Source organism: Streptomyces sp. NPDC051555 (assembly GCF_044454405.1).
Taxonomy (GTDB): domain Bacteria; phylum Actinomycetota; class Actinomycetes; order Streptomycetales; family Streptomycetaceae; genus Streptomyces.
In genome coordinates this window covers 228,030-240,467 of sequence record NZ_JBITDP010000003.1, presented here as the reverse complement: position 1 = coordinate 240,467, position 12,438 = coordinate 228,030, and the positions used below count along the sequence as shown (strand labels likewise).

Here is a 12,438-nt window from a genome sequence, read left to right as displayed (position 1 = left end):
TTTTTTTATTTCGTTGATCCGGGGGGCGCGCGGCGGGGGGCGGCGGGCGCCCCGGCCCCGGGGGGCCGCCGCCCGCTCCTGTCTCCGCCCCGCTTGCCGGCGGCCCCGCCGGTCCGGGCGCGCAACACCACCAGCAGGCACTGTTCTGGGGCTCTGCCCCAGGCCCCGGCCCTCTCTCCGAGGGGGAGGAGGCCGAGTGCGGTGCGGCTCCATCGTGGTGGTGGGTGGTCGGGGGTCGCGGGAGGGGTCCCTCGTCGCCCGGTCACCGGAGGCGTACCAGGAACCCCCGGGGGCCGCCAAGGCCGAGCGCAAGCGTCACCGGGTGAGCCTTGGCGGCCCCCGGAGAACCCTGGTATGGCGAAGCTGCCCGACCGACGAGGGACCCCTCCCGCTCAGGCACCGATGCTGCCAGGGCGCCGGCCCTGCACCGTCCGGCCACCTGACCGGCACCGAGTGCGGTGGTGGGTCAGCGCTTCGGGCGGGTATCTGCCGGATAGCCCTCGGTTGGCTCGCCGGACCGGCGTACCGTGGCGCTGGAGGTGGTCAGCATAACTACGGAACTGGCGGACAACGTCCGTAAGTACCGGCGTCGGGCCGGGATGAGCCAGGAAGAACTGGCTTACGCCGCAGGCGTCTCGCCGGGGACGGTGCGTAAGGTCGAGCAGGGTGGCGCTGTCCGCATGGAAACCCTTCACGCCCTCGCCCGCGCGCTGAGCGTAACCACAGCGACGCTCTTGGCACCGGACGCTCCAGAGCCCGTGGGCCGTTCGGAGGACCCGAACCGCGTCAACCTGATCCAGCTCCGTGCGGCCCTCACCCCACCAGTGGGACTCGCAGACTCGGACGGCGAGAGCGCGGAGGAGGAGCCGAACCTGCGCCGCTTCCGCCGTGCGGTCCATGACGGTGCGGTGCTCTACCACTCCGACATCTACAAGAGCGTCGCATCCCAACTGCCCGCGCTCTTGCGGGACGCGAACAGCGCGGTCGCCCACTTCGACAGCGGCGAGGAGCACGGCCAGGCACTTTTGGCCCGAGCCGAGGCGTTGCAGTTGGCGGGGCGGTACCTGACGCAGGTACGGCAGTATGACCTCGCCTACACCGCCCTGGCTGGCGCGATCACCGATGCACGCCGGGCCGGGGACACACTCACCGGGGCATCCGGCGTGATCGGGATGTGCTGGCTGCTCCTGCGCCAGGGCCGGCTGGACGAAGCCGAACAACTCGCCTCCCAGACCGCCGATCTGATCGAACCGAGACTGTCCCGAGCGACGCCGGACGAATGCGCGGCTTGGGGATGGCTGGCGCTGCGCGCCGCGGCTGCCGCAGGCCGCAACAACCGGCCCCAGGAAGCCCGCCACTACCACCGCGTCGCGAACACGGCGGCATCCGCCGTGGGACGGGAGTACACAGGCTCGTTCTTCCGGCACTGGACGACCTTCGGGCCGCTCACCGTCGGCATGAAGGGCGTGGAAGACGACATGATCGTGGGAGACGCTCGCGCGGTCGTCCGTAAATCCGGCGAGGACGCCATGTCACCCAAGGCGTGGAAGAGCGCTGGGCGGCCGAGCGGTGAAAACTGGAACCGCCACCGCCTGGACGTGGCCCGCGCGCACGCCCGGACCAACGACCTGTCCGCGGCGATGGACGAGCTGACCGGAGTCCGCCGTGCATCCCCGGAGTGGCTGAGGCATCAGCGGATGGCCGCCGAGACCATGCAGGAGATCCTGAAGAAGCGCAAGCGCACCCTCACCGCAGAGATGCGCGACATGGCCTCCTACCTGGCCGTCGTCGGATAGGTGCCACGCAACGCAATACTTCCGGCACCCTCCGTCGCCAACTGGCATGCTTCATAGGTGGAGTGACGGACAGTTGGCCCCTACGGTCGCCGTATTCCATTCGGCGACCCAGGTGGGGGTGCACGGTGAGCACATCCAGGACCGACGCGGACCGCATGCGCCGCAGAGATCTCCACGACGCGGCAGCAGGCGTGACCGGTCCTCGCTTACTGCCATGGACCACCCAGGACGGGAACCCCTGCTACCTCAGCACCGACGGCAGGGGCTACCTCTCCTCACTCGCCGACAGCATCGAAGAAGTACAACTCGACATGGGCGAGGAACTCCTGGGGTACGCCCGCCAGGTCGTGGCGCCCGGAGCCAAGGAACTGTCGGCCGTCGAATACCGGTGGCTCGCCTGCCGGCTGACCGAAGCCCTGACCGATGCACTTCGAGTCGCCGAATCGCGCGGCGACCGCATCCCCACCCCGCCTGAGAACCCCAACTCCTGACGGCAGTAGCGACGGCAACAACCACGGATTCAGGCGCACAACGACGGACTCCGGCGGACCGCCAAACCCCTCCCCACCTGCAAAGAAACAGCTAGGGGAGGGGCTGCCAGCACACGTACTATGTGCTGGCGGGCGCCACACCGGTCTTCGTTCATAATTGCGGCGGCGTAGTTGACGCAGTGCATGCTGAGGCAGAAGCAGTCGCCGACCTTTCAAATTCGCAGCGTCCTCAGGTGATTGAAGCTCTGCAAGTTCCTGGGAATGCTCCAGTCGTTGCTCACAGTGACGGAGGGGCAGGTACTAGGCGGGTCCATCCGGCCATCCAGGAAATTCTTGATTCCATCCCGGCTGCTCAGCGTGGAGTTAATCACGGAGGATGCGGATTGGTTCAGTGCCTTACTGAAACTTTGGATTCCGGCCTCGATCCAACTGGGGCCACCGCCGCTGCCACAGTGGGGCGGGCCAGAACGAACGGGAGTTTCAAAAAGCTCATTCCGCCATGCAGTAGTTGCCAGGTTCTAGTCGAGCACTTCGATATCGATTTCAGGATGGCGCAGTAGATGCCTCGATTCTCCCGAGAGGTGGAGGGAGTCCTGCGGGCCGCTGGCTGGCTGCCGGATCGCCGGGTTGGCCTTACCCAGTGGAAAGCGTCAGTGTCAGAGTTCAGTTGGCATGCCGCGGCAGAGAGCTTTCTTCAAGAGTTTGGTGGCCTTCGAGTAGATATTAGCGGCCCTGGAATTACCTGTGTACGGGAGCCGTTCGAGTTTGATCCAGAGCTTGCTATCGGAGAGGGTGGGCGGTTTGTGGAACTCTCTGAATTGTTCGGTCGTAGATTCTTCCCGTTGGGGGAATTTGGGCAGGGGGAATTTTTCCTGGCGATCGACGAACAGGGTGTAATCTACCTCCTTGGGGCGTGGGCGCTAAGGTATGGTGCGGGCGATTTGGCCTTAGAGCATCTCGTTATGGGAGTTGCACCGAAAAGGCTTGTCCGGCCTGCCTGAACAGTTTCATAGCCACGCCTGCATTGCTGCGGTGTGGAGGTCGTTGGCCAAGTCCTATCCCTTTGGGTGCCGACCGGCCCCTCCGGATCTGTTTCCGGAGGGGCCGCTTGGGGTTAACGGCAACATCAGCGGACGACTGGTGTGCAAGGCGGTCGGTCCTCACTGGGGCCTGTAGCGGGGTGTTAGCCGACTGCGTTGAGAATTGGGGTCCAGGTCGGGCCTGTCAGAGTCGATACAGCTTGGCCTTCGGGGAGCGGGGGGGCGGGCCTGGTGGGCTTCGGGGTTTCGGGGGTTGTGCCGCCGCCTTCGCTGTTCCATTGGGTTAGTTGGAGTTGGGCTCCGGTGGATTTGAGGGTCAGGGTGAGGGTCCAGCGTTGTGCGGAGCCTGGGGTGCGGTCTGCTGCGTTGCGTTCCGACAGGACTAGTGCGCCGCCGGGGAGCGTGGGGCTGGGCGGGAGTTCGGTCAGGGTGCAGGTGTCGCCCTTGGGGCGGGCGGGGGTGCGGTCGCAGGTGAGGCCGTCGCCGTCGCGGAGGGGGAGTTTGAGGCGGACCGCCGAGATGCCTACGAAGGCGGGGCCGTGGCCGTCGTCGAAGAGGAAGCCGCCGTTGGCGACGTAGCCGGCCGAGGGGTCTGCGGGGTTGTTGCTCTGGCCGCTCTGCTGGCTGTACTTGCCGCCGGGGAAGGTCTGTTGCAGGGCCTGGATCATTTGGTCGCCGGAGACCGCGGACCGTGGGAGGGCCAGCGCTGCCGGTTCCATGTCGGAGCCGGCGGAGCGGATCCCGGCGAGGGCGTCGGGGAGGAGGAGGCCGCCGGTCGTGAGGACCGCGCAGGCGGCGGCGCCGGCCAGGATGCCCGCGGTGCGTCGGCGGCGCTGGTGGGTGCGCCCGCGGGTGATGGCGTCGTTCAGGAGCGGGGTGAGGTCGGGTTCGAGGGAGTCCGTGGTGCGGTCCAGGGCGTGGGCCAGGTCTGATTCGAACGGCATGGTGGTCTCAGTTCTTCGTCGCTGGGGAGTGGAAGCTGCTTAGTGGGGGACCAGGTCCGAGAGGGATTCGCCCAGTAGGGCGCGGAGTCTGGCGAGGGCGCGGGTGCCCTGGGAGCGGATCGCGCTGTTGCTGAGCTTCAGGGTGCGGGCGGTCTCCTCGATGGTGTGGCCCTCCCAGTAGCGGAGGAGGAGCACTGCCCGGTCGCGCGGCGGGAGTTGGGACAGTGCGTCCATCAAGGTGATGCGGAGGGTGGAGTCGTGGGCGCTGGAGTCCGCGCTGTCGGGGACGGTGCCGGTGGGGCGTTCGGCCGTGCTGCGGCGGCGCCGGAGGCTGAGGAACGTGCGGACCATGACGGTTTGGGCGTAGGCCGCCGGGCTGTCCGCGCGGGACACGCGACCCCAGTGCACGTAGATCCGGCTGAAGGTCTCCTGGACCAGGTCCTCGGCGAGGTGGGCGTCGCCGGCCGCGAGGGTGTACGCCGAGCGGTAGAGGGCCTTCGCCCGCGCTGATACGAACTCCAGGTATGCGTCCTCCTGTGCTGATTTCACTCGGTCCCCGCCCGTTCGTTTGCGTCGCTTGCCTGGTGATCGCGGTGCATACCCCTCTTGACTACGCGGGACGGCCGGATGTCGCGGAGAATTTTTCGGTGGTTGTGGAGGTGGGGGACTTCTACACTCCGCGGATGGATAGTGATCTTCTCCGGTTGACCGTTCTGGGGTGTGCGACGCCGTATCCGAGCGTGGACAACCCTTGCTCCGGGTACTTGGTGGCTGCCGGTGACACTCGGGTGTGGGTGGATGCGGGGACCGGGACGCTGGCTCAGTTGCAACGGCACGTGTCGATTGAGGACTTGGATGCGATCTGGATCTCGCATCTGCATGCCGATCACAGCGCTGACCTGCTCACCACCTACTACGCGGCACTCTTCGCGGATGTGGAGCTCGCCGCCCCGATCCCGCTGTACGGGCCGCCGGGTATTGCCGACCGGCTGGCCCATTTCCTGACCAATACTGCGAGCCGCAGCCCGGTCGAAGCGGCCTTCGACGTGCATGAGTTGTACGACGGGCATCGGGTGCGTGTGGGTGAGTTGATGCTGACGTCCCGGGCGGTGGCGCACGGGATTCCGGCCTTCGGGCTGCGGGTCGAGGGTGGGGGCGGGTCGCTGGTCTACTCCGGGGATACGGCGCCGTGTGCCAACCTCATCAGTCTGGCCGATGGGTGCGACGTGCTGCTCTGCGAGGCCGAGAGTGCGCAGGCGCCGGCCGAGGGTGAGCAGGTGCATCACACGCCCGAGGACACCGGGGATACGGCGACTGCGGCGCGTGCGGGGCGGTTGATCGTCACGCACGTCGGGCGCTTCCTGAGCCCGGAGGAGGCGGTCGTGCGCGCCTCCGCCCGGTTCGATGGGCCCGTCGAGTACGCCGCTCCCGGCGCTACCTTCTCGATCGGCTAGGCCGCCTCGGGGCCTCTGCGCGGTCCCGGGTGCCGCCGCCCGCCAGGCAGGCGAGTGCGGCGCCCGCGGCCACGGCTGCGGCGGCGACGATGAGGAGGCGGTGGTCGAGGAGGGGGAGCAGGGCGGCGCCCAGGGCCAGGAAGACGGTGTTGGGGGCCATGAGGAGGGTGTTGGCGGTAGCCGCCACTCGACCCAGGAGTTCGCTCGGGGTTTCGCGCTGTACGGCGGTCATGGCGGCGATGAGCGCGCACGGCAGGCCCAGTCCGATCATGGCGCTCGCGACCAGGTCGACCGGCGTGGACGGCAGGGCGCGCAGTGCGACGCCGAGGGCGAAGAGGAGGACTCCGGCGGCGGTGAAGACGCGTTCGGGCAGGCGGCGCAGCAGGGCGCCGGCGAGCAGGCCGCTCAGTACGGATCCCACGCCCTGCGCAGCGTAGAGGATGCCGACGAAGGCGGGTGCGCGGTGCAGGCCCGAGTCCACGACCGCGTAGACGCAGGCGCCGTTGATGCCGGCCATGCCCATGGTGAAGGCGCCGGTCAGGGCCAGGCGTCGGAGGGTGGGGTGGGTGCGCAGGAAGCGGACGCCTTCGGAGACCTGGGCGGTCCAGGGCTGGCGCTCGGCGCGGGCCGGTCGGACTTCGCGGACCCGGATGAGGGTGTGGGCCGCGGCCGCGTCCATCAGGACGGTGGAGGTGCCGTAGACGATCAGCACCGCGAACAGCAGCCAGACCCGGTCCGCGGAGTCGACGAGGACGAGGCAGGGCAGCAGGGCGGCCATGGCCAGGTTGGACCAGATCAGCAGTCGCCGCCTGTGGACCCGGTCGGCCGCCGTTCCGATGATCGGAGCCCGGAGGGCATCAGGGCCCACACGCAGAACGTGGTCAGGCCCGCCAGGCTGTCCGGTCACGTGATCGACCCGACACCACCGCGCCGGTGAGGTAGAACCCCACGTTCCGGTCACGCGTGACGCGGCCCCAGTCCCGGCCCATGTGGCCCCCTGGTAGTGGTACGTACCAACTCCCTTTCCGTGAGCGGGGCTTGAGTGCCCGGTGGCCTCGCGCGATGGTGCGGGGACCGCCTCGTCCGTGCCGATCGGGCGGGCGGGCGTGCTCGGTGCGGCTGTGTGTGGCGGATCCGGACATCCTGGGGAGGGCGGGTCGTCGCGGCGCCGACGGCTCGGCTGATGGGGAGGTCGGTGGGGGGAGTGGACTCACTGGTTCCGGCCAGTGGGGGGCGGGGCGGGGGCGTTGGCCGTATCACGTCCTTACCGGGGGCGTGGGGGAGTGGTGGCATGTGCATGCCCAATTCGGATCCGGATTGCGGATCCGGGTTCGTAGCTACCGGACGGAGTACCCGGACATGATCCTGCGCAGATTCGCCCTCGGGGCCGCGGCCCTGACCCTGACGGCCGTTGCCGTCCCGACCGCCACCGCCCATGCGGACAGTGCGTACGGCGCGTACGTGCCCCCGGGCCGGGTCACCGTGGAGGTGGTCGGGGCCAATGGTTCCGGGTGTCCTGCGGGTACGGCCGATGTGGCCGCGGCACCTGACAACACCGCCTTCACCGTCACCTACAGCGACTACCTGGCCCAGGCCGGGGCGGGGGCCGGGGGGACGGACTTCCGGAAGAACTGTCAGCTTGCGTTGCGGGTGCACGTGCCGCAAGGGTTCACCTACGCCATCGCGCGCGCCGACTACCGCGGCTTCGCCAGCCTCCAGCGCGGGGCGTACGGGCAGGAGCGCGCGGGCTACTACTTCCAGGGCCAGTCGCAGACCGCCCGCACCACGCACCAGTTCAGCGGCCCGTACGGGGACAACTGGCAGGCCAGCGACCAGACCGGCTACGCGGACCTGGTCTGGGCCGCCTGCGGCGAGGACAAGATCCTCAACGTCAACACCGAACTGCGCGTCTACGCGGGCTCGTCCAGCCCCCAGAGCACCAGCTTCATGAGCATGGACTCGACGGACGGCAGCGTGAACACGGTCTACCACTTCGAGTGGAAGCAGTGTCCGGCCGCCTGACCCCCGCCCCACCCCTCGAACGGTCAGGAGCGACAACGATGTCTCTTTCCCTGTCCCGAACCCTGCTCGCCGTCGGCGCGACCGCCGCCCTCCTCGTCACCGCCGCCCCCGCCCAGGCGGGTCCCATCACCGTCCCGCCGGACAAGATCGTGATTGAGCTCGCCACCGTCAACGGCTCCGGCTGTCGAGAGGGGACGGCGCAAGTCGCCGTCGCGCCCGACAACACGGCCTTCACGGTCACCTACAGCGAGTACCTCGCCCAGGTCGGCCCCGGCGCCCCGCCCACCGCCTTCCGCAAGAACTGCCAGCTCAACCTGCGCGTACACGTCCCGAACGGCTTCACCTACGCCATCGTCCAGGCCGACTACCGCGGCTTCGGCAGCCTCCAGCGCGGGGCCACCGGGCAGGAACGGGCGGGCTACTACTTCCAGGGCATGCCGCAGACCACCCAGCGCACCCACCAGTTCACCGGCCCGCTCGACGACAACTGGCAGACGACGGACAAGACCGAGTACGCCGACCTGGTCTGGGCCCCCTGCGGCGAGCAGCGCAACTTCAACATCAACACGGAGCTGCGCGTGAGCGCCGGTACGTCGGCCCCGGGCACGACGAGCTTCATGGCCATGGACTCGACCGACGCCAGCGTGAACACCCTGTACCACCTGGCTTGGCAGGTCTGTCCGACCCCGAGGAAGTAGCTCGTGCGTGGGCGGTTGCCCCGTTCTCGGTACCGGGGTGCGGCTGACTCGTTACGCTCGGTCGCCGACCGGAACGTGCGCCGCACGGCGCGTACTTAGGGGTGACCGCCCATGGTCAGCATTCGTGAACTCGACCCCAGCGCCTCCCCGCTGGACTACTACGGTGCCGAGCTGCGCCGCCGGCGCGAAGCCGCCGGGCTGAAGCAGGCGCAGCTCGGCGACATCATCTACTGCACCGGCTCCCTGATCGGCCAGATCGAGACCACGAGGAGGGTACCGACCCGGGACTTCTCGGAGCGGGTGGACGCGGCCCTGGGGACCGATGGAGAGTTCGGCCGCCTGGTGGGGTTGGTGCTGCGCAGTCAGTTGCCGACTTGGTTCCAGGCCTACGCCGAGATGGAGGCCCGGGCCACCTTCATCTCCACCTACCAGGCGCAACTGGTGTACGGCCTGCTCCAGACGGAGGCCTACGCCAGGGCTGTTCTCGCGACTGGGCTGCCGAGCAACCTCGACGATCTGGTGGCGGCGCGCATGGAGCGCCAGCGAATCCTGGACAAGGATCAGCCGCCCATGACGTGGGTGGTGCTGGACGAGGCTGCCCTGTATCGACCGATCGGCGGTCGTGAGGTGATGCGCCAGCAACTGGTGCACCTACTGTCGCTTCGGGAGCATCGCTGGACGCGATTGCAGGTGCTTCCCTTCTCGGCCGGTGAACATGCCAGCCTGATCGGTTCGTTCACTGCGATGCGCTTCGACAGTGACCCGGACATCGTGTACTCCGAGGACCTCATTTCCGGGCACATGACGGCCAACCCTGACACGGTCAAGGAAGCTGCCCTTCGTTACGCTCACCTGCAGGCTGCCGCCCTTTCGGTCGAGGAGTCGGCAGCATTGATCACCCGCGTAATGGAGGAACGTTATGGACATGAGCCAGGACCTGACCAACGCGCGGTGGCGTAAGTCCTCGTACAGCGGCAACACCGGCGGCGAGTGCGTCGAGTGTGCACCCCTCGATGACGCCGTCGCCGTACGGGATTCCAAGGTCCCCGACGGCCCCGTCTTCACCGTCGGTCGGGCCGCCTTCGCGGCCTTCGTCGGGGCGCTCTAGGCAACCGGAGGCCCCGTTCCCGCTCAGCGGGAACGGGGCCTCCCTTGCGCGCCCACCCCCCGCCTACCATCTGCGGCACCACACCACCGCAGCCGGGAGGCACCCATGCTCGACGAACGGCTCCGGCGCGAGGCCGCGGGGCTGCTGCGCACGGCTGAGCTGCGGCGGGAGCCCGTACGGCCGCTGAGCGAGACGTACCCGGGGATCGGTACGGGCGACGCGTACGAGATTCAGCTCCACAACATCGGCCGCCGCACCGCGCGCGACGGCGCCCGCGTCACCGGGCACAAGGTCGGGCTCTCGTCCCCGGTCATGCAGGCCATGATGGGCGTCGACGAGCCCGACTACGGGCACCTCCTCGACGTCATGGAGCTGCGCTCCGACGTCCCCGTCCCCCTCGCCGCCTACTGCGCGCCCCGCGTCGAGGTCGAGGTCGGCTTCGTGCTCGGCGCCGATCTGCCGGGGGAGGGCTGCACCGAGGCCGACGTGCTGGCCGCGACCGAACGGGTCGTTCCAGCCCTGGAGTTGATCGACAGCCGGATCGCGGACTGGCGGATCACCATCGCCGACACGATCGCCGACAACGCCTCCTCCGCCGGGTACGTGATCGGCGAGGGGCGCGATCCGCGCGAGTTGGACATCAGGGCGATCGAGGCCCGGCTGGACGAGGACGGCGAGGTCCTTGCCGCCGGGCGCGCCGACGCCGTCCTCGGCGATCCCGCCACCGCCGTCGCCTGGTTGGCCCGTACGGTCGCCCGCTTCGGCGTACCGCTGCGCAAGGGGCACCTCGTCCTGCCCGGGTCCTGCACCCGCGCCGTCGACGTGCGCGCCGGGCGGACCTACACCGCCGACTTCACCGGGCTCGGCCCGGTCTCGCTCTCCTTCTGCTGAGGTGATCATGAGTAAGAACGCGACGGCCGAGAAGGCCACCGCGGCCATCGTCGGCTCCGGGAACATCGGCACCGACCTGCTGTACAAGCTCCAGCGCTCCCCGCACATCGAGCCCCGGTGGATGGTCGGGGTCGACCCCGACAGCGAGGGCCTCGCGCGGGCCCGCCGGGCCGGGCTCGACGCCTCGCACGAGGGGGTCGACTGGCTGCTGGCCCGGGGTGAACTGCCGGACCTGGTATTCGAGGCCACCTCCGCCTACGTGCACCGGGCCAACGCCCCGCGCTACGCCGAGCTGGGCATCAAGGCTGTCGACCTGACCCCGGCCGCCGTCGGCCCCGCCGTGGTGCCGCCCGCGAACCTCACGGCCCACCTGGACCGGAACAACGTCAACATGATCACCTGCGGGGGCCAGGCCACGATCCCCATGGTGTACGCCGTGTCGCGGGTCGTTCCGGTGGCCTACGCGGAGATCGTGGCGTCGGTCGCCTCGGTCTCGGCGGGCCCCGGGACCCGGGCCAACATCGACGAGTTCACCCGGACCACCGCCCGTGGCATCGAGGAGATCGGCGGCGCCGCGCGCGGCAAGGCCATCATCATCCTCAACCCGGCGGATCCGCCCGTGATCATGCGCGACACCGTCTTCTGCGCGATCCCCGAGGACGCTGACCGGGACGCGATCACCGCCTCGATCGAGCAGGTCGCGGCGGACGTGGCGACGTACGTGCCCGGCTACCGGCTGCGCGCCGAGCCTCAGTACGACGAACCGTCCCCGATGAACGGCGGCGCGGCCCGGGTCGCGATCTTCCTGGAGGTGGAGGGCGCGGGCGACTACCTGCCGCCCTACGCCGGGAACCTCGACATCATGACCGCCGCCGCCGCCAAGGTCGGCGAGGAGTTCGCCAAGGAGATGTTCCGGTGAAGAACCCCTACTCCGACGCCCTCGACATCCGGATCACCGACTCCTCGCTGCGCGACGGTTCGCACGCCAAGCGGCACCAGTTCACGGGCGAGGACGTGCGGTCGGTGGTCGCCGCCCTCGACGGGGCGGGCGTGCCCGTCATCGAGGTGACGCACGGGGACGGGCTGGGTGGATCGTCGTTCAACTACGGCTTCTCCCGCACCCCCGAGCAGGACCTCATCAAGATCGCGGCGGAGACCGCCCGGCGCGCGAAGATCGCCTTCCTGATGCTGCCGGGGCTGGGCGTCAAGGACGACATCCGGGCCGCGCACGCGAACGGCGGCTCCGTCTGCCGGATCGCCACCCACTGCACCGAGGCCGACATCGCGGTCCAGCACTTCGGGCTGGCGCGCGAGATGGGCCTGGAGACCGTCGGCTTCCTGATGATGGCGCACTCCACCACCCCGGAGGAGCTGGCCCGCCAGGCCCGGATCATGGCGGACGCGGGCTGCCAGTGCGTGTACGTCGTCGACTCGGCCGGGGCCATGGTCATGGACCAGGTCACCGACCGGGTCGCGGCGCTGGTGGCCGAGCTGGGCGGGGACGCGCAGGTCGGCTTCCACGGGCACGAGAACCTCGGGCTGGGCGTGGGCAATTCGGTGGCCGCCGTGCGCGCCGGGGCGATCCAGATCGACGGTTCGACCCGTCGGCTCGGCGCGGGCGCGGGGAACACGCCCGTCGAAGCCTTCGCCGCCGTCTGCGAGCGGATGGGGATCCGGACCGGGATCGACGTACTGAAGATCATCGACGCGGCCGAGGACGTGGTGCGGCCCGTCATGAACGAGGAGTGCACGCTCGACCGGATGGCCCTGCTCATGGGCCACGCCGGGGTCTACTCCAGCTTCCTCAAACACGCCTACCGGCAGGCGGAGCGCTACGGCGTCTCCGGCGCCGACATCCTCCTGCGCGCGGGCGCGCGCCGCCTGGTCGGCGGCCAGGAGGACCAGCTCATCGACATCGCCGTCGAACTCGCGGCCGAACGCGCGGCCGAGCTTGCGGCCGAACGCGTCGCCACCCAGGCCCGGAAGTAAGGAGC

The 12,438-nt window shown here is 69.2% G+C and carries 15 protein-coding genes; 12 read left to right on the top strand and 3 right to left on the bottom strand.

The window, feature by feature from the left end; all coding sequences use genetic code 11:
- Positions 1-599 precede the first annotated feature (599 nt).
- From ACIBEA_RS09535 to ACIBEA_RS09520, 4 genes are all read left to right on the top strand, one after another.
- Positions 600-1,796 (top strand): helix-turn-helix domain-containing protein, encoded by a 1,197-nt coding sequence (locus ACIBEA_RS09535; RefSeq protein WP_399259533.1) that lies wholly within the window; start codon positions 600-602, stop codon positions 1,794-1,796.
- Between the two features lie 155 nt (positions 1,797-1,951).
- Positions 1,952-2,287 carry a hypothetical protein gene (locus tag ACIBEA_RS09530; protein WP_399259532.1) on the top strand — a complete coding sequence of 112 codons (336 nt, stop codon included), beginning with the start codon at positions 1,952-1,954 and terminating at the stop codon, positions 2,285-2,287.
- Positions 2,288-2,409: 122 nt separating this feature from the next.
- The gene (locus ACIBEA_RS09525; protein WP_399259275.1) at positions 2,410-2,847 is read left to right on the top strand and encodes a YwqJ-related putative deaminase; all 438 of its coding nucleotides are present in this window, start codon (positions 2,410-2,412) and stop codon (positions 2,845-2,847) included.
- Positions 2,848-3,288, top strand: coding sequence for an SUKH-3 domain-containing protein (locus ACIBEA_RS09520; protein ID WP_399259273.1), 441 nt, complete (start codon positions 2,848-2,850; stop codon positions 3,286-3,288).
- 182 nt (positions 3,289-3,470) lie between these two features.
- Here ACIBEA_RS09520 and ACIBEA_RS09515 read toward each other — a convergent pair whose 3' ends face one another.
- Both ACIBEA_RS09515 and ACIBEA_RS09510 read right to left on the bottom strand, forming a co-directional pair.
- On the bottom strand, positions 3,471-4,271 hold the full coding sequence (locus tag ACIBEA_RS09515) for a hypothetical protein (RefSeq protein WP_399259272.1): 801 nt from the start codon (positions 4,269-4,271) through the stop codon (positions 3,471-3,473).
- A gap of 39 nt (positions 4,272-4,310) precedes the next feature.
- A complete protein-coding gene (locus tag ACIBEA_RS09510) occupies positions 4,311-4,820 on the bottom strand; it encodes a SigE family RNA polymerase sigma factor (protein WP_399259271.1) in 510 nt (169 codons plus the stop codon).
- 134 nt (positions 4,821-4,954) lie between these two features.
- Here ACIBEA_RS09510 and ACIBEA_RS09505 point away from each other — a divergent pair, with 134 nt between their 5' ends.
- Positions 4,955-5,725 (top strand): MBL fold metallo-hydrolase, encoded by a 771-nt coding sequence (locus tag ACIBEA_RS09505; protein ID WP_399259270.1) that lies wholly within the window; start codon positions 4,955-4,957, stop codon positions 5,723-5,725.
- Here the strand turns inward: ACIBEA_RS09505 and ACIBEA_RS09500 are convergent.
- A complete protein-coding gene (locus tag ACIBEA_RS09500) occupies positions 5,706-6,593 on the bottom strand; it encodes an MFS transporter (protein WP_399259269.1) in 888 nt (295 codons plus the stop codon). The two genes, ACIBEA_RS09505 and ACIBEA_RS09500, sit on opposite strands and share 20 nt — an antisense overlap.
- Positions 6,594-7,084: 491 nt before the next feature.
- Here ACIBEA_RS09500 and ACIBEA_RS09495 point away from each other — a divergent pair, with 491 nt between their 5' ends.
- The 7 genes from ACIBEA_RS09495 to dmpG all read left to right on the top strand — a co-directional run bounded on the left by ACIBEA_RS09495 (position 7,085) and on the right by dmpG (position 12,433).
- A complete protein-coding gene (locus tag ACIBEA_RS09495; protein ID WP_399259267.1) occupies positions 7,085-7,747 on the top strand; it encodes a DUF4360 domain-containing protein in 663 nt (220 codons plus the stop codon).
- A gap of 38 nt (positions 7,748-7,785) precedes the next feature.
- Entirely contained in the window at positions 7,786-8,445 is a 660-nt protein-coding gene (locus ACIBEA_RS09490) for a DUF4360 domain-containing protein (protein WP_399259265.1), read from the top strand.
- 111 nt (positions 8,446-8,556) lie between these two features.
- The gene (locus ACIBEA_RS09485) at positions 8,557-9,405 is read left to right on the top strand and encodes a helix-turn-helix domain-containing protein (RefSeq protein WP_399259264.1); all 849 of its coding nucleotides are present in this window, start codon (positions 8,557-8,559) and stop codon (positions 9,403-9,405) included.
- Positions 9,371-9,553: a DUF397 domain-containing protein gene (locus ACIBEA_RS09480; protein ID WP_399259263.1), complete on the top strand. Its 183-nt coding sequence runs from the start codon at positions 9,371-9,373 to the stop codon at positions 9,551-9,553. The genes ACIBEA_RS09485 and ACIBEA_RS09480 overlap by 35 nt, the downstream gene beginning before the upstream one ends.
- 105 nt (positions 9,554-9,658) lie before the next feature.
- Positions 9,659-10,444, top strand: a complete 786-nt coding sequence (locus ACIBEA_RS09475) for a 2-keto-4-pentenoate hydratase (RefSeq protein WP_399259262.1) — start codon at positions 9,659-9,661, stop codon at positions 10,442-10,444.
- Between the two features lie 7 nt (positions 10,445-10,451).
- Positions 10,452-11,363 (top strand): acetaldehyde dehydrogenase (acetylating), encoded by a 912-nt coding sequence (locus ACIBEA_RS09470; protein ID WP_399259261.1) that lies wholly within the window; start codon positions 10,452-10,454, stop codon positions 11,361-11,363.
- Entirely contained in the window at positions 11,360-12,433 is a 1,074-nt protein-coding gene (dmpG, locus tag ACIBEA_RS09465; RefSeq protein WP_399259260.1) for a 4-hydroxy-2-oxovalerate aldolase, read from the top strand. The genes ACIBEA_RS09470 and dmpG overlap by 4 nt, the downstream gene beginning before the upstream one ends.
- Positions 12,434-12,438: the final 5 nt, after the last annotated feature.

Excerpts from the sequence above, each read along its gene's own strand:
- ACIBEA_RS09535 (WP_399259533.1), top strand. The coding sequence starts at position 600 with ATGAGCCAGGAAGAACTGGCTTACGCCGCAGGCGTCTCGCCGGGGACG.
- ACIBEA_RS09530 (WP_399259532.1), top strand. The coding sequence starts at position 1,952 with ATGCGCCGCAGAGATCTCCACGACGCGGCAGCAGGCGTGACCGGTCCT.
- ACIBEA_RS09520 (WP_399259273.1), top strand. The coding sequence starts at position 2,848 with ATGCCTCGATTCTCCCGAGAGGTGGAGGGAGTCCTGCGGGCCGCTGGC.
- ACIBEA_RS09515 (WP_399259272.1), bottom strand. The coding sequence starts at position 4,271 with ATGCCGTTCGAATCAGACCTGGCCCACGCCCTGGACCGCACCACGGAC.
- ACIBEA_RS09505 (WP_399259270.1), top strand. The coding sequence starts at position 4,955 with ATGGATAGTGATCTTCTCCGGTTGACCGTTCTGGGGTGTGCGACGCCG.
- ACIBEA_RS09495 (WP_399259267.1), top strand. The coding sequence starts at position 7,085 with ATGATCCTGCGCAGATTCGCCCTCGGGGCCGCGGCCCTGACCCTGACG.
- ACIBEA_RS09490 (WP_399259265.1), top strand. The coding sequence starts at position 7,786 with ATGTCTCTTTCCCTGTCCCGAACCCTGCTCGCCGTCGGCGCGACCGCC.
- ACIBEA_RS09485 (WP_399259264.1), top strand. The coding sequence starts at position 8,557 with ATGGTCAGCATTCGTGAACTCGACCCCAGCGCCTCCCCGCTGGACTAC.
- ACIBEA_RS09480 (WP_399259263.1), top strand. The coding sequence starts at position 9,371 with ATGAGCCAGGACCTGACCAACGCGCGGTGGCGTAAGTCCTCGTACAGC.
- ACIBEA_RS09475 (WP_399259262.1), top strand. The coding sequence starts at position 9,659 with ATGCTCGACGAACGGCTCCGGCGCGAGGCCGCGGGGCTGCTGCGCACG.
- ACIBEA_RS09470 (WP_399259261.1), top strand. The coding sequence starts at position 10,452 with ATGAGTAAGAACGCGACGGCCGAGAAGGCCACCGCGGCCATCGTCGGC.